This window comes from Candidimonas humi (assembly GCF_019166065.1).
GTDB lineage: Bacteria > Pseudomonadota > Gammaproteobacteria > Burkholderiales > Burkholderiaceae_B > Candidimonas > Candidimonas humi.
Map to the genome: position 1 here is coordinate 144,623 of NZ_JAHTBN010000003.1, position 19,818 is coordinate 164,440.

Consider the following 19,818-nt stretch of genomic DNA (forward strand, 5'->3'; position numbering starts at 1 on the left):
GCCTTACGCCGGCGGGCATGGGTTATGCAGAGGCCCATGCTGCCCGTGTACCTCCGCGCTACGAACCCTTCCTGAGCTTGCCGCCGGCCGGCGTGGAATGCGCGCCCAGCACTTTGCCGTTGACTTCCAATCCGTACAGGCTGTCTGGGGAGTCGTGGTATTTCTTGCGGGTTTCCTCGACCGATCCGTTGAAGCGCGGGTCCTGGGGCCGCTCTTGTGCGTCGATGAAATAGGCCACGTCCCAGGCCTGCTGTTCGGTCAGGGTATTGCCCTGGCTGAGCGGCATATTGGCCTTGATGAAGGCCGCCGCGTTGGCGACGCTGTGCATGCCGGCGCCCCAGTTGTACGAATCGTCGCCCCACAGGGCGGGGAACACCATCTTGCCCCCGGCACGCTGGCCCGCGCCATCGGCGCCGTGGCAAAGCACGCAATGCTGTTCATAGACTTGCTGCCCGCGTGTGTAGTCGGCTTTCTGGGCCGGCTTGGCGAGCTTGGGAAAGCCCTGGCCGGCCAGTTTCACGCCGGTGGGCGCGCCTTCGGCCAGCCAGAACATATAGGTTTCCAGCGCCACGATGGTCTGGCTGTCGGCCGGCGGCATGACCCCGTTCATGCTGTAGCGGAAGCATCCTTGCAGGCGTTCGGCCAGGGTATTGACGTGGCCGTTCTTGGAGCGATACGCAGGATAAAGCACATAGGCCGCCCACATCGGCGAGGCGTTGGCGCGCCGCCCCGCATCCAGGTGGCAACTGACGCAGTTCAGATCGTTGCCGATGTACTTGCCGGCATGGGCGCCGGTCTGCAGGAAGATGTCCTGGCCCTTGCGCACCATCTTGCCGAAGTCGTCGTCGGGTATGGAGTCGGCCGGCGGCGGCGTAAAGGCTGGCGCCGCCTTGGCCGCGGCGGCGGGCTCTGTGGCGGCTTGCGCGGTACAGGGCAGGGCCGCGCCCAGCGTAACGATGGCAGCGGCGAAAAGGGCGGCGTGCTTCAAGGGTTTATTCATTTCTGTGCTCCCTGAGCCTGTGCGGCCGGGCTCTGCGCGGCAGCCGGCAGCTTGGAAAAATAATCCGAGACCGCCGTCATCTGTGCATCGTCCATACGCGCGGCGATATCGCCCATCAGGGCCAGCGGGCCCGGATCGCGTTTCTTGTCCTTCCAGGCCGCCAGCTGATTGTGGATGTACTGGGCAGGCTGCCCGGCAATAGCCGGGAAATCCTTGCCCACGCCGATGCCGCCCGGGCCGTGGCATTGCACACAGGCGGGGATGTTGCGGCTCCAGTCGCCGCGGTTGGCCAGCCAGGCGCCCGCATCGCCCTTGGGCGGATAGGTATCCTCGTGGGCGGCCAGCGCCTTGGTGTCCATGACGGGCGGCAATTGCGAGAAGTACGCGGCGACGGCCTTGACCTGCTCGGCGCTGAGCGCCTTGGCGATGGGCTGCATCACAGGGTTGGTACGCTTGCCGGATGCGAAGTCCTGCAACTGGCGTGCCAGGTAGTCGGCGCCTTGCCCCGCCAGATAGGGAAAGCCGGCGGCGGCCATACCCTGGCCCTGCGCGCCATGGCAACTGGCACAGGCGACGGCGGCGCCGCTGCCGGCAGTGGCGATCGCCTTGCCCTGGTCGGCCAGGGAGTCTGCATGAGCCTCGGCGCCCAGCGCCAGCAGGCCCGCGGCAGCCAGGCCATACAGCCTGCGGTGTCTGCGGATGAGATTCGTGGTCATGGACATGTTTTCCGTATGTGCGAATTGCTGCTTGTCTGTGCGTAGCCGTAGCGGTGAGATGCGCTCTTCCATAAGCGCGTCGCCGCCAGATTCATTATACATATTTGAATATATGCATATTTCTACACGTAATATTAATTGGCTTGGGCCGTAGCGGCCGGCAAGGCTGCAATGCCTGCGTTTCCGACGGATGTGTGTCAGGCCTCAATGTAGAGGAGAGCATGATTCTGCGTCTATATATAAATTAAATTTGTTAATTCAAACAATATTCTTGTTTCACTTTTTTATCGGGCGGACGTTTAATTCCGGCTATCGGCCTGGGCCAGTGCCACGGCTGCAAAAACATGGAGACGAGTGATGCGAGTACAACTGTTCAAGCGGTGGGCCGTCCTGGCCCTGGGGCTGGGCGCCCTGGCTCCCTGCAGCGGGTTTGCAAAGGCTTTTCCCGAAAAGCCCATCACGATCATTGTGCCGTTCGCGGTCGGAGGCCCCACCGATACCTCGGCGCGGGTGGTCGCGGCCGCGATGACCAAAGGCACGGGCGACAAGATAATCGTCGAGAACATGCCGGGCGCGGGCAGCGTGTTGGGAGCCACCCATGTCGCCAATGCGAAAGCGGACGGCTACACCTTGCTGTGGGGAACCGCCAGCGCGCTGGCCATTGCGCCGCACGTGTATTCGAACATCCGTTACGACCCCCGGAAATCCTTCGACCCGATCAGCCTGGTGGCCACCAGCCCATTCATATTGGCCGTGCGGCCGTCGCTGGGCGTCAAGACCGTGGGGCAGTTCGTAGCCCTGGCCAAGGCTCATCCCGGCAAATTGAATTTCGCGTCCACGGGTACCGGCGGGTCCTCGCACCTGACCGCCGAGTTGTTCCAGTCGGTTGCGGGCATTTCGTCCGTGCATGTGCCCTATAACGGCGGCGCGCCTGCGATGAATGCCTTGTTGGCGAAGAATGTCGATTACTACTTCGATACGCCCACGACTATTGTTCCCATGGCCAAGTCCGGCAAGGTAGTGGCGCTGGCGGTCGCCAGTTCGAAGCGCTGGCCGGCCTTGCCCGATATGCCCACATTCCAGGAGGCCGGGTACAAGAATTTCGAATCCATCACCTGGTTCGGCCTGCTCGCGCCGGCAGGCACGCCCGCCGATCGGGTCGCGGTCCTCAACAAGGCCGTGGCACTCGCCTTGCAGCAGCCCGACGTCGTCAAGTCCCTGGAGCATTCAGGCTTCGTCGTGCATCCCTCCAGCGAGCGGGAGTTCGCCGATCGCATCGCCGCGGACGGCAAGAAGTGGGGAGCCCTGATCGAGGCGGCCCATATCCACCTGAAGTAGGGCATCATGGCCGCAACATTAGAGCAGTTGATCCGCGAGGACGATACCGACGGCTTTCTGGTAAACCGCGACATCTATCGCGATCCCGAGGTGTTCGAATGGGAAATGCGTTATTTGTTCGAGGGCACATGGAACTTGCTGGGCCTGGAATCGCAAATCCGCAGGCCTCACGATTATTTCACCACGCACATAGGGCGTGCGCCCGTCATCGTCACGCGGGATGGCGGCGGCCAGGTGCACTGCCTGCTGAACACCTGCCGGCACAAGGGGGCGATGGTATGCCATATGCAGCAGGGCAACGCCAGGACATTCGTCTGCCAATATCACGGCTGGGCTTATGACGCGGGCGGCCGTAATATCCTGATCAAGGACAAGGACCAGGGCGCCTACCCCGAATGCTTCGATCGCATCGGCCACGATCTCGAGCCGGTGCGCGTCGGGGTCTATCGCGGCTTCATCTTCGGCAGCCTGAATCCGGACGTGCCCCCGCTCGAGGAATACCTGGGCGACCTGCGCGCCATGATAGACCTGATCGTGGACCAGAGCCCGCAAGGCGTGGAGTGCATACCGGGGCGGGGCGCGTTCCTGTTTCGCGGCAACTGGAAGCTGCAGATGGAAAATGGCGTGGACCCTTATCATTTCTCGTCCACGCATCTTTCCTATATCCAGGCGCTGCGCCGCCGCAGCGACAAGGCGTCGGTGTATTCCACTTTCAAGAGCGCCGACCTGCAGCGCGGCACCTTCGCATTCAAGCACGGCCACAATGCCATGTGGGGGCCGGCCCCGTCGGACAAGACCACGCCCTTGAGCTACGTCAAGGACGAACTCGTACTGCGTGTCGGCGAAACGCGAGCGCGCTGGATGATGTCCGTGCGCAATATCACCATGTTCCCCAACGCGCAGTTTGCCGAGAATGCCTCGCTGCAATTGCGCATCTGGCGCCCGCTGGCCGCCGACCGTACCGAAATGCGCACGTTCTGCCTGGCGCCGGTCGGCGAGCCTGCCGAGGCACGGGCGCTGCGCATACGCCAGTACGAAGAGTTCTTCAATCCCAGCGGCCTGGCCACTCCGGACGATATCGCCAACTACGAAGACTGCCAGCGCGGCTTCGCCGCGGCGACGGTTCAATGGCAGCAAGGGCAGGCGCGGGGAACCGCGATGCTGGGCCAGAAACAGTGCCCGGAGGCCGACGAGCTCGGCATCCGGCCGGAGTCGGCGGTGGTGGGGTCCTTCACCCTGGGGGATGAAACCGTCATGCACTCCACATACAGATATTGGAAAGCCCTCATCGCCCAGGGCCTGGCGCGCGATGGCGGCGGCGAGGAGCTCGGGCAATGACGCAGCAGCACGACAGAGAACTGGCACGCGAGCTATTGGCGCGCGAAGCGCTTTATCTCGATACCCGGCAATGGGGCGACTGGCTGGATTTATACGAGGACGACGCCGTGTTCTGGGTGCCGGCCTGGCGCGACGAGACCAACCTGATCCAGGACCCCGAAACCGAATTGTCGTTCATATACCTGCGCGGCAAGGCCTTGCTGGAAGAGCGGGTGCGGCGGCTGGGTTCGGAACGTTCCGCGGCGGGCCTGCCCTTGCCTCGCACTGTGCACATGGTGACGGGCAGCGTGATCGAGGAACTCGACCCGGAACATTTGCTGCGCGTCAGTTCCGCCTGGAGCAGCCATATATATGTGCACAAGGACAATGCCCTGCTGACTTACGCGGGCCGCTATGAACATACCCTGGTCCGGACTGCAGACGCATACCGGATACAGAGCAAGAAGATCATTCTTGCCAATGATTTCTTGATAGCGAAACTGGATTTCTTTTATGTCTGACAGCAAAGTACAAAAAATGGGAAAACGTGTTTTGATCGCCGGCGCGGGCATAGGGGGGCTGACCGCTGCCTTGTGCCTGCTGAAGAAGGGCTTCGACGTGCAGGTGCTGGAGCAGGCTTCCGACCTGAAGGCCGTCGGGGCGGGCATCCAGCTCAGCGCCAATGCCACGCGCGTGCTGCATGGGCTGGGCCTGGAGGAGCCTTTGAAGGCTGCGACCATAGTGCCCAGCAAGAAATGTGTCCGCATCTGGAACACCGGCCAGGAATGGCAATTGTTCGACCTGGGGCGCGAATCGCTGCAGCGCTATGGCTTTCCGTACATGATGCTGTATCGCCCCGACCTGCATGGCATATTGGTCGACGCCCTGCAGGCTGCCCGCCCCGGCGCGCTGACCTTGAATGCCAAGGTGGTAAAGGTCGATCAGCGGGACGACGGGGTATCGGCCAGCCTGCAGGACGGCACGACCGTCACGGCAGACCTGCTGATCGGCGCCGACGGGGTGCATTCCGTTGCCCGCGCGCAATGGATAGCCGAAGACAAACCCAGGTTCTCGGGCTGCATCGCCTGGCGCGGCGTGATTCCTACGGAGCACCTGCCGGCGCGCTTCAGCGAGCCCGCCGGGGTGAACTGGGTCGGCCCAGGCAGGCACGTCATTCATTACCTGGTGAATGCGGGCCGGCTCGTCAGTTTCACGGGCATCGTCGAAAAGGGCGGCGACTGGGGACGCGAGTCATGGACCGAGCAGGGCTCGATCGAAGAGTGCCTGGACGATTTCAGGGGCTGGCACGAAGACGTGCAGGCGATAGTCCGGCAATTGAAGAACCCATTGCGCTGGGCCATGATGGTGCGCGATCCGCTCGCCAACTGGACCCGCGGCCGGATCACCCTGCTGGGCGACGCCGCGCATCCGACGCTTCCTTTCCTGGCCCAAGGGGCCGCGATGGCGATCGAAGACGGCTGCGTGGTCGCCCGGGCGCTGGAACGCTACCCGGATGATCCGGCGTTTGCGCTGCAGGTATACCAGGCCACTCGCATCGAGCGCACCACGCGCATTGTCAACGGCTCGGCGGCCAATACCAAGCGCTTCCACAATCCGCAACTGGCCGACCCCGTTGCCGCCGAGCGCTACGTGACCGAAGAATGGCAGGAATCCAAGGTGCGGGAACGCTATGAGTGGCTGTTTGCCTATGAGCCCGAAAACGTGCCGCTGGTGGCGCCTGTCGCTGCGTAGCTGACCGGCCAGAGCCCCGCTCGCCCGTCCGGATTCAAGTACATGGGCCGGGTGGCGGGAGACTAGACCCTGCAGAGTTTGCGCACCACGTCGACCAGAGTGTCGACGAATGGCTGCGTGGCGATGGGTAGCGCGTGCCCCTTCTTGGATATCTGATAGAACTGCAATGGGACCGCCGGTTCCACCATGCGTGCCACGTCGAACCATTGTGGCGGACACGAAGGCATGACCATGGACGGCAGGATGGCCTGGCCATGCCCGGCGCGTACCATGGCAATGATGGTTTGCATCGAGTTGCATATGGGGCCCGTGGCGGGGGGCTGCCCCGTTTCTTTCAAGTAAGCGTCCACCACCTGCTGTGGAGGCGTGGAGGCGGGCAGGGACAGTAGCGGCAGGCTCGGCAACTGCGACCAAGCCAACGTAGGCAGGCCTCGCCTCGATGCCTGCCGTGTCGTCGGCGCCCGTAGCCCCAGGCTGCCGCGTGGGGCGATGCAGATCAGCTGGAACTCCAGCAGGGCTCGCAGTTCCGTGCCTGTGCTTGGCTTGATGAATATTCCGAATCCGGTGTCCACCTCGCCTCTCTCGACCAGGCCATGCACCGCGGGTTGAGGCACGTCGCGCACCCGCACCTCGACACTGGGATGCGTGCGCGTGAAGACGCGATACGCCTCCGGCAGGAGATTTCCGGCGGTGATCGGCGTCGCGGCAATCGTCAGCAGCTTGCGGGCCTGGAGGGCGCTGGCCCGCAGCGAGGCGGCGGCGGCCTCCAATTCGTGGACAGCTCGCTCGGCGAATCCCACCAGGCTTTGCCCTTCGCGGGTCAGGGACACGGATCGGGTCGTGCGGTCGAACAGCCGGCATCCCAGTTGGGCTTCAAGATCACGTATCAGCGCGCTCAAGCCCGCCTGCGTGATATGCAATTGCTCGGCTGCCCGCGTAAAGCTGGCCAGGCGCGCGACCAGCAGGAAGCCTTGCAATTGGCGAGTGGAGATATTCATGAAGTGTTGTCGTTGCCTGGAGTGTGCTGCAAATGGCCGGCTCATGCGCATCACAGCGCCATCTATAAATTATATTGTTGGATGATGGGGTTTATATAGTTTGATTTATGGATAGCGGCCGCATCCAGCGGCTTGCAGATCGCCGCCGGCCCGGTGCCCCGTTTCCCTCTTGGCGGGCGCCGTAGCGCGGGTTTATATTTCGCCATCGTCGAACAGATTCAATCAATAAATCCAAATCAATCCGAGGGGACAGGCGATGATCCAGGCTGGCTTGCGTCGTTGCATCAAAATATCCGCGGCCGTGGCGGTCGCTAGCGCCGCCGCATTTTGCGGGAACGCGGCGTGGGCCCTGGCGGGGGCTGCATGTCCGGACGGCAAGCCCGCCGATGGCGTCTCGCGGGCCGGGGGCCCGAAGGGCTGCCTGCTCATGAAACTGCACGAGTCCGATGCCCAGCACTTCAAGAAAGTGCTGATTGTCTTTCTGCATGGGGACAACGGCGGCCATATCACCCTGAGCGACGACAAGGGCACGGCGGTGCGCCTGAGCAAGAAACTGAATGCGATGGTGGTGGCGCTGCAGCGGCCGGGCTACACCAGCCCGCTCGGCAAGTCCGACGGCTTTACGTCGTTCCAGGACGATGACTACACCGCGGGCAATGTCGATATTCTCGCGGGCGCGCTGGACAGCCTGCGCCGCCATTACCCGGGCCGGCGCATTTTGCTGGTCGGCCATTCGGGCGGCTCGGCCATGACAGCCCTGACCGCGGCGCGGCATCCCGCCGCGGCCGATGCCTACCTGCTGGCCGGTTGTCCCTGCGACGTGGTGGCATGGCGCGCCTGGCGCGCGCATAGCGGCGACAAGAGCGGATATTGGGGCCGTAGTCTGTCGCCCTTGAAAGAGGCCGGCAAGATCAAGCCCGGCACGGCCATCCGGATTGTCGTGGGCACCAAGGACACCAATACGCTGCCCAAGTTCAGCGAGGCCTTCCTGGAAAAACTGCGTGCCGGCGGCGTGCAGGCGGATCTCACCTATGTCGAAGGCGCAGGGCACGCTTCGGTGCTGAAGACGCCCGAGTTCATCAAGGTGGCGCGGCAGATGGCCAGGAAGCTGCAGCGCGGCGCCGGGTCCGGCCAGGGCGATGATGACTGAACTGATGACTGAACGGCGCGTATGCAAAACGCCCGCCTTGTCGGGCGGGCGCGGATTGCGTGGGCTGGGGCCTATAGGCCCCGGTGACGATACGCCTCGAAGCGGCGCGTTCGATCAGTAGAACGCCTGTATCCCCGTCTGGGCGCGGCCCAGGATCAGGGCGTGCACGTCGTGGGTGCCTTCGTAGGTGTTGACCACTTCCAGGTTCACCAGGTGGCGGGCGATGCCGAATTCATCGGAAATACCGTTGCCGCCCAGCATGTCGCGCGCCAGGCGGGCGACGTCCAGCGCCTTGCCGCAGGAATTGCGCTTCATGATGGAGGTGATTTCCACCGCCGCGGTGCCTTCGTCCTTCATGCGGCCCAGGCGCAGGCAGCCTTGCAGCGCCAGGGTGATTTCGGTCTGCATGTCGGCCAGCTTCTTCTGTATGAGTTGGTTGGCGGCCAGCGGGCGGCCGAACTGCTTGCGGTCGACGGTGTACTGGCGCGCGGTGTGCCAGCAGAATTCGGCGGCGCCCAGGGCGCCCCAGGCGATGCCGTAGCGCGCCGAGTTCAGGCAGGTGAAGGGGCCTTTCAGGCCGCTGACGCCGGGCAGCATCTGGCTTTCGGCGATTTCGACTTCGTCCATCACGATTTCGCCGGTGATCGAGGCGCGCAGGCCCACCTTGCCGTGGATGGCCGGCGCCGTCAGGCCTTTCATGCCTTTTTCCAGGATGAAGCCGCGGATCTTGCCGTCGTGGTCGCCGCCCACGCACTTGGCCCACACTACGAAGACGTCGGCGATGGGCGAGTTGGTGATCCACATCTTGTTGCCGCTGAGCTTGTAGCCGTCGGCGGTCTTGACCGCGCGGGTTTCCATGCTGCCGGGGTCGGAGCCGTGATTGGGTTCGGTCAGGCCGAAGCAGCCTATCCATTGGCCGCTGGCGAGTTTGGGCAGGTATTTGCGCTTTTGTTCTTCGCTGCCGAATTCATTGATGGGCACCATGACCAGCGAGGACTGCACGCTCATCATCGAGCGGTAGCCCGAATCGACGCGCTCGACTTCGCGCGCGATCAGGCCGTAGCACACGTAGTTCATGCCGGCGCCGCCGTATTCGGCGGGGATGGTCGCGCCGAGCAGGCCCAGCTCGCCCATTTCCGCGAAGATCGACGGGTCGGTCTTTTCGTGGCGGAAGGCTTCGAGCACGCGCGTGGCGAGCTTGTCCTGCGCATAGGCCTGGGCCGCGTCGCGCACCATGCGCTCTTCTTCGGTGAGCTGGGCGTCCAGCAAGAGAGGATCTTGCCAGTGGAAGGAGGGGGCAGAAGACATGGGTGTGCTCCGTGGAAAATAATTTTAAGTTTAAAGCATTTTTGCGAAAAACGCCGCGGCGATAGAGCCGCGGGCGGTCGCCGGCGATGTCGCGGCAGGCCGGCCGACCGGCGGCGACACCGGGGCCGGCAGCATTTTTACTTGGTCGCCGCCAGCGCCTGCTGGCGGATTTTCTGCAGCGTGGTCGTGGGCGTGATGGCCTCGGGATCGATCTTGCAATGCAGGATGGCGGGCTTGCCGCTGGCCAGCGCGCGCTCGAAGGCCGGTTCGAACTGTTCGGTGCTTTCTACTGTTTCGCCGTGCCCGCCGAAGGCGCGGGCATAGGCCGCGAAGTCGGGGTTCTGCAGGGTGGTGGCCGACAGGCGTTCCGGATAATGGCGTTCTTGGTGCATGCGGATGGTGCCGTACATGCCGTTGTCGAAGATCAGCACGATGATGGGCAGGCCGTACTGCACCGCCGTGGCGAATTCCTGGCCGTGCATCATGAAGCAGCCGTCGCCGGCGAAACACACCACTGTCTTTTCGGGCTGGATGCGCTTGGCGCCGACCGCGGCCGGCAGGCCGTAGCCCATCGAACCGGAAGTGGGGGCCAGCTGCGTGCCGTAGCGCTGGAAGGGATGGAAGCGATGCAGCCAGGTGGCATAGTTGCCCGCGCCGTTGGTCATGATGGCGTCTTCGGGCAGGCGCGCGTTCAGGTATTGCATGACACGCCCCATTTGCAGCGGGCCGGGGTTTTCGATGCGGGACGGATCGGTCCAGGCCGCACTGCTGGCATGCAGCGCCTGGCCCGCGGCGGCCCATGCGGGGGCGCCTGTCGGCGCCAGGCTTTCCAGCGCGCCCGCGAAGGATGCGGGCGAGACATTGATGGCGAGATTGGCCCGGTAGACGCGGTTCAGCTCGCCGGCATCGGGGTGTACATGCACCAGGCGCTGCGCGGGCACGGGGATGCCCAGCAGGGTATAGCTTTGGCTGGGGACTTCGGACATGCGCCCGCCGACCAGCAGCACCAGGTCGGATTCCTTGATGTAGCGGATGAGCTCGGGATTGCTGCCCAGGCCCAGGTCGCCGGCGAAGCTGGGGTGGCGAGCCGGGAACAGCATCTGACGCCGGAACTGCACCGTGACCGGCAGTTGCCAGCGGGCCGCGAAGGCGGCGAACTGATCGACCGCCTGCGCGTCCCAGCGCGAACCGCCGAGTATGGCGATGGGCCGTTTGGCGCGTGCCAGTTCCTGGCCCAGGGCTTCGATCTGCGCGGCCGGCACGGCGGCGTCGATGGCTTCGTAGTGCGGCGCGTCGGCGACGCTGGCCTGTTCGGTCAGCATGTCTTCGGGCAGCGCGATCACCACCGGCCCGGGGCGTCCCGAGGTGGCGATATGGAAGGCGCGCGATACCAGTTCGGGGATGCGTTCGATCTGGTCGATTTCGGTGACCCACTTGGCCTGCGTGCCGAAGACCGCGCGGTAGTCCATTTCCTGGAAGGCATCGCGCTCGCGCATGGCGCGGTCGATCTGGCCGACGAACAGGATCATCGGCGTGGAATCCTGGTGGGCGATGTGCACGCCGGCCATGGCATTGGAGGCCCCCGGCCCGCGCGTCACCATGCAGATGCCGGGCTGGCCGGTGAGCTTGCCGTGGGCCTCGGCCATCATGGCGGCGCCGCCTTCCTGGCGGCAGACCGTGACCTGGATGTCGGTGTCGTGCAGGCCGTCGAGTACGGCCAGGTAGCTTTCACCGGGCACGCAGAACACGTGTTCGACGCCCTGGGCGACCAGTTGGTCGACGAGAATATGGCCGCCCAGGCGGGCGGCGGGAGCGGGGGATGCGCTGGATTTCATGGTCCTTCCAGGATAAGTGCGTTTTATGCACAACGCAATTGATAAAATTGCACAATGTCTTGCGTATTGCGCAGACATGCCGGGGCCGGTTTTGGCCGCGGGGCGCCTGTCGGGCGCCGGCGGCCGGGGCCTCATGGCTTCCGATTCTAAACCTCCTCCCCGGCCGCGACGGCGGGGTGGCCACGCGGCCTCGCCCGCGTCTAGCCTGGCGGGCTTCCGTCTGCCAGTGCGGCACCCCTTTTAATGTGAACAGGCCCCTAGTGCACCAGGGCGCAAGAGGACGACGGGACATCGGAATGAGACACGGCATACCTAATCTGGGCGCCTTGCAGGCCTTCGAGGCCACGGCGCGCCTGGGCTCGTTTTCCCGCGCGGCCGAAGAGCTGGCCCTGACCCACAGCGCTATTTATCGCCAGGTGGCGGGCCTGGAGGAACGCCTGGGCGTGCAGTTGTTCACGCGCGTGCGCCGCCGCGTGGCCTTGACCGAGGCGGGCGCCGAATACGCGGCGCGGGTGCGGCATCATCTGGAACAACTGGAAAAAGACACCTTCGGCCTGGTGTCGCGCGCCGGCATGGGGCGCAGCCTGCACATTGCCGTCTTACCCACGCTGGCCACCACTTGGCTAATCCCGCGGCTGCCGGAATTCCGCGCCCGCCATGGCGATATCTCGGTCAGCCTGTCGATACGCACGCTGCCGTTCCAGTTCAGCGACCATCCCTTCGATGCCGCCCTGTATCACGACCGCCAGATGTGGCCGCACACGGCAGGCATCAAGCTGTTCGACGAAGGCGAGTTGCTGCCGGTCTGCCTGCCCGAGCTGGCGCGCCGGGCCCGCAAGGAGGGCATGGCGGCCTTGACCCACCTGCACATGATTTCGCGGCCGGACGCCTGGCGCCTCTGGTACCAGCGCCACGGCATGGAATACCTGCCTTCCGTGAGCGCCGGGCCGCGCTATGAGCTGTTCACCATGACCATGGCCGCGGTGCGCGCCGGACTGGGCGTGGGACTGGTACCGCGCTTCCTGGCCCAGGGAGAACTCGCGGCGGGGCGCCTGCGCATTCCCGCCGGCGCCGGGCTGGCGGTGCCCGAGGCGTATTATTTCAGCTATCCCGACAACATCGAGCGCTCCGGCGCGCTGGCGGCCTTCGAGACCTGGCTGGCCGGCCTGGTGAAAGCCTCCGGCGACCCCGCGCCGCCGGGCGGTTGAAGGCCCGCGGCATGGCAGGGCGGCCGCCCGCATCGAGGAGACTATGCATGCACAGACGCGTCAAGGATGAAAGCCAGGGCAAGGACGGCGCCGGCAGTCCTGGCTCCGGCCTCGGCCCGGGTTCGGGTTCGAGTTCGGGTCCGGGCTCGGATTCGGGCTCGGATTCGGGCCGACCCTGGGCCTCGGCCCTGGCGAGCATGACGGAAATACTGTACGGGGCGGCTGGCCTCGCCGTCCGGAGCACCTCGCGGCACGCTTTCGGGGATCCGGCTCCGCCCCTGCGCCAGCCTGCGCCGCGCGGCCTGGCCTGGTCCCGGCTGCTGCTGGCAGCCGTGGCGCTGGCACTGTCGCCGGCGCACACGGCCGTGGCCGATACCTTGCCGGCCGCGGTGCAACAGGCCATGGCGGCCGAGGACATCAATCCCGAGGCGGGCACAGGCCGCGTCGAACGGCTCGTGGCCCATGCCCGCCACGACATGGTCAGCAGCGCCAATCCGCTGGCCAGCCGCGCCGGCCTGCAGATCCTGCGCGAGGGCGGCAGCGCCGCCGACGCGGCAATCGCCATGCAGATGGTGCTCAATCTGGTAGAGCCCCAGTCTTCGGGCATAGGCGGCGGCGCCTTCATCGCCACCTACGATGCGCGGCGCCACAAGGTGCGCAGCTACGACGGGCGCGAAACCGCGCCGGCGGCCGCGCGCAGCGACCGCTTCATGCGCGATGGCCATGCCCTGCCGTTCATGGCCGCGGTCAACAGCGGGCTGTCGGTAGGCGTGCCCGGGGTGCTGCGCGCATTGGCGCTGCTGCATGCGCGCGAAGGCCGCCTGCCCTGGAAGACATTGTTCCAGCCGGCCATACGGCTGGCCGAGCAAGGCTTTCTGGTATCGCCGCGGCTGCATGCCTTGCTCGAACAGAACCAGGCTTTGCGCAAGCAGCCCGCCGCGGCGGCTTATTTCTACGACGCACACGGACAGGCCTGGCCGGTCGGGTACCGGCTGCGCAATCCCGCGCTGGCCGGCGTGCTGCGTGGCATCGCCGAACGCGGCCCGGATGCTTTCTACAAGGGCAAGGTGGCGCGCGACATCGTCGCCGCCATCGCTCATCACCCGGTGCCCGGCGACATGACGCTGGCCGATCTCGCCGGCTACCGGGCGCTGGAACGCGCCCCGGTGTGTGCGCCGTATCGGAAGGTCTATACCTTGTGCGGGCCGCCGCCGCCCACCTCGGGCCCGCTCACCGTAATACAGATGCTCGAGATCCTGACCCATACGCCGATAGACCGCTACCCGGTCGATTCGGCGCAGGCCGTGCATTATTTCGCCGAAGCGGGCAAGCTCGCCTATGCCGATCGCGACCTGTATGTGGCAGATCCTGCCTTCATCAAGGTTCCGGTGAGCGACCTGCTGGATCCCGGCTACCTGGCCTTGCGCGCCACGCTGATCGAGCCGCAGCGCAGCATGGGCGAGGCGCCGGCGGGCGATCCGGCGCGCATGCGCATGCGGCGCGGCGAGGGCAACACCCTGGAAATTCCTTCCACCTCGCATCTGGTCGTGGTCGACGCGCATTCCAATGTGGTGTCCATGACGACCACCATCGAGTCCGCCTTCGGCAGCAAGATTTTCGTGGACGGCTTCCTGCTCAACAATCAGCTGACCGATTTCTCGCTGTCGGACGTGGACGCGCAGGGCCGCCCGGTCGCCAATCGCGTCGAGCCTTTGAAACGGCCGCGCAGTTCGATGGCGCCCATGATCGTGCTGAAGGACGGCAAGCCTTACATGGCCATCGGTTCGCCCGGCGGCAGCGCCATCATCAATTTCGTCGCCAAGGCCGTGCGCGGCGTGCTCGACCGCGGCCTGAACATCCAGGAGGCCATAGACCTGCCGAACCTGGGCAGCCGCAATCGCGGCCTGGAGCTGGAAAAGTACACGGCCCTGCACCGCCTGGTGCCGGCCTTGCGGGCCATGGGCTATACCGTGCGCGAAAGAGATTTCCCCAGCGGCCTGCAGGGCGTGGTGATCACCGCGCACGGCCTGGAAGGCGGCGCCGATCCGCGCCGCGAGGGGCTGGCGATAGGGGATTGAAGGCGGCCGCTGCTTGGGCCGCTACTTGAAGACCACCGTGCGTTGCCCGTTGAGCAGGATGCGGTGCTCGACGTGGCGCCGTACGGCGCGCGCCAGCACCAGCGATTCCACGTCGCTGCCCACCTGCGCCAGTTCCTCGGCGCTCATGGAATGGTCCACGCGTTCGATGTCCTGTTCGATGATGGGGCCTTCATCGAGGTCGGCGGTCACGTAGTGCGCGGTGGCGCCGATGATCTTCACCCCGCGGGCATGCGCCTGGTGGTAGGGGCGGGCGCCCTTGAAGCTCGGCAGGAAGCTGTGGTGGATATTGATCGCGCGGCCCGACAGCGCCTGGCACAGGTTCTGCGACAGAATCTGCATGTAGCGCGCCAGCACCACCAGGTCGACGCGCTCGGCTTCCACCAGGTCCAGTATCCGCCGTTCTTGTTCGGCCCGGGTTTCGGGCGTCACGGGCAGGTGGAAGAAGGGCACCTGGTACGAGCCGGCCAGGGATGCATAGTCGGGATGGTTGGAGACGATGGCGGCGATCTCCACCGGCAACTGGCCGCTGTGCGTGCGGAACAGCAAGTCGTTCAGGCAATGGCCTTGGCGGCTGACGAGTATCAGCAGGCGCGCCTTGCGGCGCGCGTCATGGATGCGGGCATCCATGCCGAAATCCTCGGCCAGCGGCTGGAACTGCCGCTGCAGTTCGGCAACTTCCGTGCTGCGCGGCAGGGAAAAATGCACGCGCAGGAAGAAACGTTGAGTCCCGGTGTCGCCGAATTGCTGGGCATCGATGATATTGCCCTCGCGCTCGAGCAGCCAGCCCGTGACGCGATGCACGATGCCCACTCGGTCGGGGCAGGACAGGGTAAGGATATAGTCGTGTGTGTTCATGATGCTTTGTACGGATTCGCCATCATAACGGCAATCATGCCGGGATAGCCGCAATGCCTGGCCCGCCGCGCTGTTTGCGGCGGTGTGTCGGGTTTATTTTCGGCAGGCCAGCCGGGGCCGGGCTCATGGCTGCGGGTTCGAGGCATCGCCGCCTTGCAGCGACTGGACAGTGGCCTGGGCCAGGGCTAGGCACGAAGTCAGCCCCGGCGATTCGATGCCGAACAGATTTACCAGATTGGGTATGCCGTGCTGCGCGGGGCCCGAGATCACGAAGTCGGCCGCCGGCTCGCCGGGGCCCGAGATCTTGGGCCGTATGCCTGTGTATCCGGGGCTCAGCGCGCCGTCGGGCAAGCCGGGCCAGTATTGCCGCACGGCCTCATAGAATACCTCGCCGCGCTTGCGGTCCAGCGTGTAGTCGATGCCGTCTATCCATTCGGTGTCGGGGCCGAACTTGGCCTGGCCGCCCAGGTCCAGCGTCAGGTGCACGCCCAGCCCCGCGTGATCCGGCATGGGGTAGATCAGCCGCGCAAAAGGCGCCCGGCCCGACAGCGTGAAATAGTTGCCTTTGCAGAAATAGGCCCGCGGGATGTGCCGCGCATCCAGCCCCTGCAGCCGGCACGCCGCCTCGGGCGCCTGCAGGCCGCAGGCGTTGATGACGCAGCGCGCGGTGATTTCCATGGGTTCCGCGCCCTCGAAGCGCAGCAGGAATTCTCCCGAGGGCAGGATGCTGCCCTCGGCGTAGGGCGTGTGGAACACGCATTGCGCGCCGTGGTTTTCGGCGTCTCCCTGCAGGGCCAGCATCAGCGCGTGGCTGTCGATGATGCCGGTGGAGGGCGAGACCAGCGCGCCTGCGCAGCGCAGCGCCGGCTCCAGCGCTTGCGCCTCGGCGCCGCTGATGCGGTACAGGTCGTCCACGCCGTTGCCGCGGGCGCGCTCGGCGATCCGGTCCAGGCCCGCGGCCTGTTCGGGCGTGGCGGCCACGATCAGCTTGCCGAGCCGCTTGTGGGGGATGCCGTGTTCCGCGCAGTAGTCGTAGAGCATGTGCTTGCCGGCCACGCACAGGCGCGCCTTGAGGCTGCCTTGCGGGTAATAGATGCCGGCGTGTATGACTTCCGAATTGCGCGAGCTGGTGCCGGTGCCTATGGCTTCGGAGGCTTCCGCCAGCAGCACTTCGCGGCCAGCCAGGGCCAGTTCGCGCGCCACGGCCAGGCCCACTACGCCGGCGCCCAGCACCACGCAATCGATGTCTACAGCCATTTATCCATCCTTGAATCTTTCTTGCCGTGTGCCCCGCGCCGCATCAGCGCTCGGCCAGCGGCTCGCGGGAAGGCGTGAGTTCGAAGTCGCCCGCATGGTACACCAGCGGCAGCCCGGCGCCGCAATGGCAGCGCTCGACCTGGCCGATGAATATGAGATGGTCGCCCGCCTCGACCTGGCTGTGGTTGTGGCATTCGAACCAGGCCGAGCAATGCGGGTCGTCCAGCATCGGCGCGCCGTGGGGCGAGCGCGTCATGGCCAGGCCCGCGAAACGGCTGGCCTGGCTGCCCTGGGCGAACTGCCGCGCCAGGTGCAGTTGGGAGGCCGACAGCACGTGGATTACATAGCGTTCGGCGCGCTGGAAGTAGGGCAGCGACGAGGCCTTGCGGGTCAGCGTCCACAGCACCATCGGCGGATCCAGCGAAACCGAGTTGAAGGAACTGATGGTCAAGCCCACCGGGCCATGGTCGCCGCCGTCGGTGGTGATCACCGTGACGCCCGTGGGGAAGCGGCCCAGCGCCGAGCGGAAATACCGGGTGTCGAAGTCCGCGGGACGGGCGCTCATCGATGGAGAGGTCATGCGGCCCGCGTCTTCAGGGCGCCAGGCGGACGCTGGCCCATTGTTGCCCTTCGTCCCTGCGGAAGACCAGCCGGTCGTGCAGGCGCGAGGGCCGGCCTTGCCAGAATTCGACGCGTTCGGGTTCCAGCCGGTAGCCGCCCCAGTGTTCGGGCCGGGGCGGGTGCTCGCCCAGCGATTGCGTGAATTCGCGCGTGCGCGCCTCGAGTTCGTCGCGGCTGATGGGCTGGCTTTGCGGCGAAGCCCAGGCGCCTATGCGCGAGCCCAGCGGGCGGCTGTCGTAGTAGGCGGTGGATTCCTCGGCGGAAACCTTGCTCACCCGGCCCTCGATGCGCACCTGGCGTTCCAGCGAAGGCCAGAAGAACAGCAGGCTGGCATAGGGGTTGCCGGCCAGTTCCGTGCCCTTGCGCGATTGGTAATTGGTGTAGAACGCGAAGCCGCGCTCGTCGTAGCCCTTGAGCAGCACGATACGCGCCGAGGGCCTGCCCCTGTCGTCGCAGGTGGCCAGCGTCATGGCATTGGGCTCGGCGGCCCCGGCCTGCAGCGCTTCCTCGAACCAGCGCGAGAACTGCTCGAGCGGCGTGGCGGCCAGCCCGGATTCGAGCAATACGTTTTTTTCGTAGCTTTGGCGGATATCGGCAACGGACATGGATGGAAGCGGGCGGCAGGTAGCGGGCGGATGAAAAAAAGGGCGATGCTTGAGTTTAACCCTTCCCGGCCTCGTCTTTGGGGCGCGCCGGCCCGCGCAGGCGCAGCACCACTGCCTGCAGCTTCTTGTCGAGTATGCCGTGTTGTTCCAGCGCCTGCGCCGTTTCCAGCACATATTCGGTGCAAGGCCCGTAATGGCCGTGTGCGCGCTGCACGATGGCGATCAGCTCTTCGGGCGGCAAGCCTCGCACATAGGCGTCGGTGCCGCGGTCCATGGTGAAGGCCAGCGCCCGCACGTCGCCTTGTCGCGTGCGGCAGTTGAGCCATTTGGGAATATAGGCGCCGCTGGGCATCTCGCGCTGCCAGAGTGCGCGCATGGTCGTCCTGACTTCGCGCGCCGGTATGCGGAACACCACCCCCTTGCAGGAGCCGCCGTTGTCCAGCCCGAACACCAGCCCCGGCAGCTCAGGCGTGCCGCGATTGACTCGCGACCACAGGCACAGGGAGCGGTGATAGCCGTTGAGCACCGCCAGGCGCCGCTCGGCGAAGTCGAATTCGGGGCGCCAGACCAGCGAGCCGTAGCCGAATATCCAGACGTCCTGGTCGGGCGTCCAGTGGCTCAGGCTGCGATCGAGCGAAGCTTGGCGTTCGGCGTCCGTCAGCAGGCGGAAGCTGCGGCGGGCCGGGGGCAGGGGGGCGGCGGTGGGGAGATTCACGGCATCGAGTCCGGATTGAGGCTTGCGGGCTCTATTTTAATGTCAGCCCGGCGCGGCGGGGCCAGGGCGCCCCACAAGCCGCACAAGCCGCACAAGCCGCACAAGCCGCACAAGCCGCATAAGCCGGCCCGGCGCTGCGGCCCGCATGCGCGTGTACACTTTCGCCATCATGCCTTCCATATCCGAGATCGACGCTATCGATACCCGGCGCCGCTTCGGCGGCGTCGAACGCCTGTACGGCCCCGAGGCCTTGCCGCGACTGGCCGCGGCGCACGTGGCCGTGGCCGGCATCGGCGGCGTGGGCTCCTGGTGCGCCGAGGCCCTGGCCCGTTCCGGTGTCGGCGCGCTGACCTTGATCGACCTGGATCATGTCGCCGAATCCAATATCAATCGCCAGTTGCATGCGCTGACCGAGACCCTGGGCGCGGCCAAGGTGCAGGCCATGGCGCAGCGGGTGCACGGCATCAACCCCGCCTGCCGCGTCACCATGGTCGACGATTTCGTCACTCCCGAAAACGTCGGCGCGGTGCTGCCGCCCGACCTGGCGTTCCTGATCGACTGCACCGACCAGATTTCCGCCAAGACCGCGATGATCCTGGAGATGGCGCGGCGCGATGCACCCGTCCTGGTGTGCGGCGGGGCCGGCGGCAAGATCGACGCGCTCAGCCTGCGCGCCGGCGACCTCGCCCAGGCCGCCAACGATGCGCTGCTGGCCAAGCTGCGCAATACCTTGCGGCGCCGCCACGGCTATCCCAAGGCATCCGATCATGCCGGCAAGCCGCGCAAGCGCGTGCCCAAGATGGGCGTACGCGCCTTGTGGTTCGATCAGCCGGCGCTGCTGCCCGCCGCATGGACCGCGGACGCGGCCATCGAGGCCGCAGCCGATGGCGATGCCGCGCTTGGCGCTACCGCCGGCCCGCAGGGCCTGTCGTGCGCCGGCTATGGTTCGCTGGTGACCGTTACCGCCGCCATGGGCATGGCAGCGGCCGGCCAGGCCATCCATCGCCTGGTCGAGGGCCGCTACCCCGGCTGAGCACCGGGGCT

The 19,818-nt window shown here is 65.8% G+C and carries 18 protein-coding genes; 8 read left to right on the forward strand and 10 right to left on the reverse strand.

The genetic code is table 11. The features are described from left to right. Positions 1-58 precede the first annotated feature (58 nt). Positions 59-988: a c-type cytochrome gene (locus KVP10_RS07610; RefSeq protein WP_217964502.1), complete on the reverse strand. Its 930-nt coding sequence runs from the start codon at positions 986-988 to the stop codon at positions 59-61. An 8-nt stretch (positions 989-996) separates the two neighbouring features. Beyond that, a complete protein-coding gene (locus tag KVP10_RS07615; protein ID WP_217963971.1) occupies positions 997-1,716 on the reverse strand; it encodes a c-type cytochrome in 720 nt (239 codons plus the stop codon). A gap of 357 nt (positions 1,717-2,073) precedes the next feature. Between KVP10_RS07615 and KVP10_RS07620 the strand changes: the two genes are divergently transcribed. The 4 genes from KVP10_RS07620 to KVP10_RS07635 are packed head-to-tail and all read left to right on the forward strand — an operon-like array spanning position 2,074 to position 6,123. After that, positions 2,074-3,054 carry a Bug family tripartite tricarboxylate transporter substrate binding protein gene (locus KVP10_RS07620; RefSeq protein ID WP_217963972.1) on the forward strand — a complete coding sequence of 327 codons (981 nt, stop codon included), beginning with the start codon at positions 2,074-2,076 and terminating at the stop codon, positions 3,052-3,054. Positions 3,055-3,060: 6 nt separating this feature from the next. Beyond that, positions 3,061-4,392: an aromatic ring-hydroxylating oxygenase subunit alpha gene (locus KVP10_RS07625; protein WP_217963973.1), complete on the forward strand. Its 1,332-nt coding sequence runs from the start codon at positions 3,061-3,063 to the stop codon at positions 4,390-4,392. Then, positions 4,389-4,892 (forward strand): aromatic-ring-hydroxylating dioxygenase subunit beta, encoded by a 504-nt coding sequence (locus KVP10_RS07630; protein ID WP_217963974.1) that lies wholly within the window; start codon positions 4,389-4,391, stop codon positions 4,890-4,892. The genes KVP10_RS07625 and KVP10_RS07630 overlap by 4 nt, the downstream gene beginning before the upstream one ends. Further along, the gene (locus KVP10_RS07635) at positions 4,885-6,123 is read left to right on the forward strand and encodes an FAD-dependent monooxygenase (RefSeq protein WP_246600472.1); all 1,239 of its coding nucleotides are present in this window, start codon (positions 4,885-4,887) and stop codon (positions 6,121-6,123) included. The genes KVP10_RS07630 and KVP10_RS07635 overlap by 8 nt, the downstream gene beginning before the upstream one ends. 62 nt (positions 6,124-6,185) lie before the next feature. Here KVP10_RS07635 and KVP10_RS07640 read toward each other — a convergent pair whose 3' ends face one another. Next, the gene (locus KVP10_RS07640) at positions 6,186-7,121 is read right to left on the reverse strand and encodes a LysR family transcriptional regulator (protein ID WP_217963975.1); all 936 of its coding nucleotides are present in this window, start codon (positions 7,119-7,121) and stop codon (positions 6,186-6,188) included. A gap of 427 nt (positions 7,122-7,548) precedes the next feature. Between KVP10_RS07640 and KVP10_RS07645 the strand changes: the two genes are divergently transcribed. Next, complete coding sequence (locus KVP10_RS07645; RefSeq protein ID WP_217963976.1) at positions 7,549-8,271, forward strand: alpha/beta fold hydrolase; 723 nt, start codon at positions 7,549-7,551, stop codon at positions 8,269-8,271. A gap of 114 nt (positions 8,272-8,385) precedes the next feature. On the opposite strand, the gene KVP10_RS07650 is transcribed toward KVP10_RS07645, so the two are convergent. Continuing rightward, on the reverse strand, positions 8,386-9,579 hold the full coding sequence (locus KVP10_RS07650) for an acyl-CoA dehydrogenase (protein ID WP_217963977.1): 1,194 nt from the start codon (positions 9,577-9,579) through the stop codon (positions 8,386-8,388). A gap of 137 nt (positions 9,580-9,716) precedes the next feature. After that, entirely contained in the window at positions 9,717-11,414 is a 1,698-nt protein-coding gene (locus KVP10_RS07655; protein WP_217963978.1) for a thiamine pyrophosphate-binding protein, read from the reverse strand. A gap of 296 nt (positions 11,415-11,710) precedes the next feature. Here KVP10_RS07655 and KVP10_RS07660 point away from each other — a divergent pair, with 296 nt between their 5' ends. Both KVP10_RS07660 and ggt read left to right on the forward strand, forming a co-directional pair. Beyond that, positions 11,711-12,622 carry a LysR substrate-binding domain-containing protein gene (locus KVP10_RS07660; RefSeq protein WP_217963979.1) on the forward strand — a complete coding sequence of 304 codons (912 nt, stop codon included), beginning with the start codon at positions 11,711-11,713 and terminating at the stop codon, positions 12,620-12,622. 401 nt (positions 12,623-13,023) lie between these two features. Continuing rightward, positions 13,024-14,700: a gamma-glutamyltransferase gene (gene ggt, locus KVP10_RS07665; RefSeq protein WP_217964504.1), complete on the forward strand. Its 1,677-nt coding sequence runs from the start codon at positions 13,024-13,026 to the stop codon at positions 14,698-14,700. 21 nt (positions 14,701-14,721) lie between these two features. On the opposite strand, the gene purU is transcribed toward ggt, so the two are convergent. The 5 genes from purU to KVP10_RS07690 all read right to left on the reverse strand — a co-directional run bounded on the left by purU (position 14,722) and on the right by KVP10_RS07690 (position 18,774). Beyond that, positions 14,722-15,576: a formyltetrahydrofolate deformylase gene (gene purU / locus KVP10_RS07670; protein ID WP_217963980.1), complete on the reverse strand. Its 855-nt coding sequence runs from the start codon at positions 15,574-15,576 to the stop codon at positions 14,722-14,724. Positions 15,577-15,699: 123 nt separating this feature from the next. After that, positions 15,700-16,833 carry an NAD(P)/FAD-dependent oxidoreductase gene (locus KVP10_RS07675; protein WP_217963981.1) on the reverse strand — a complete coding sequence of 378 codons (1,134 nt, stop codon included), beginning with the start codon at positions 16,831-16,833 and terminating at the stop codon, positions 15,700-15,702. A gap of 43 nt (positions 16,834-16,876) precedes the next feature. Beyond that, positions 16,877-17,398: a flavin reductase family protein gene (locus KVP10_RS07680; protein ID WP_217964505.1), complete on the reverse strand. Its 522-nt coding sequence runs from the start codon at positions 17,396-17,398 to the stop codon at positions 16,877-16,879. Positions 17,399-17,426: 28 nt separating this feature from the next. Then, a complete protein-coding gene (gene pdxH, locus KVP10_RS07685) occupies positions 17,427-18,059 on the reverse strand; it encodes a pyridoxamine 5'-phosphate oxidase (protein ID WP_217963982.1) in 633 nt (210 codons plus the stop codon). A gap of 55 nt (positions 18,060-18,114) precedes the next feature. Continuing rightward, positions 18,115-18,774: a gamma-glutamylcyclotransferase gene (locus tag KVP10_RS07690; RefSeq protein WP_217963983.1), complete on the reverse strand. Its 660-nt coding sequence runs from the start codon at positions 18,772-18,774 to the stop codon at positions 18,115-18,117. Positions 18,775-18,919: 145 nt separating this feature from the next. Here KVP10_RS07690 and KVP10_RS07695 point away from each other — a divergent pair, with 145 nt between their 5' ends. Further along, positions 18,920-19,807 (forward strand): tRNA threonylcarbamoyladenosine dehydratase, encoded by an 888-nt coding sequence (locus KVP10_RS07695; protein ID WP_376810929.1) that lies wholly within the window; start codon positions 18,920-18,922, stop codon positions 19,805-19,807. Positions 19,808-19,818: the final 11 nt, after the last annotated feature.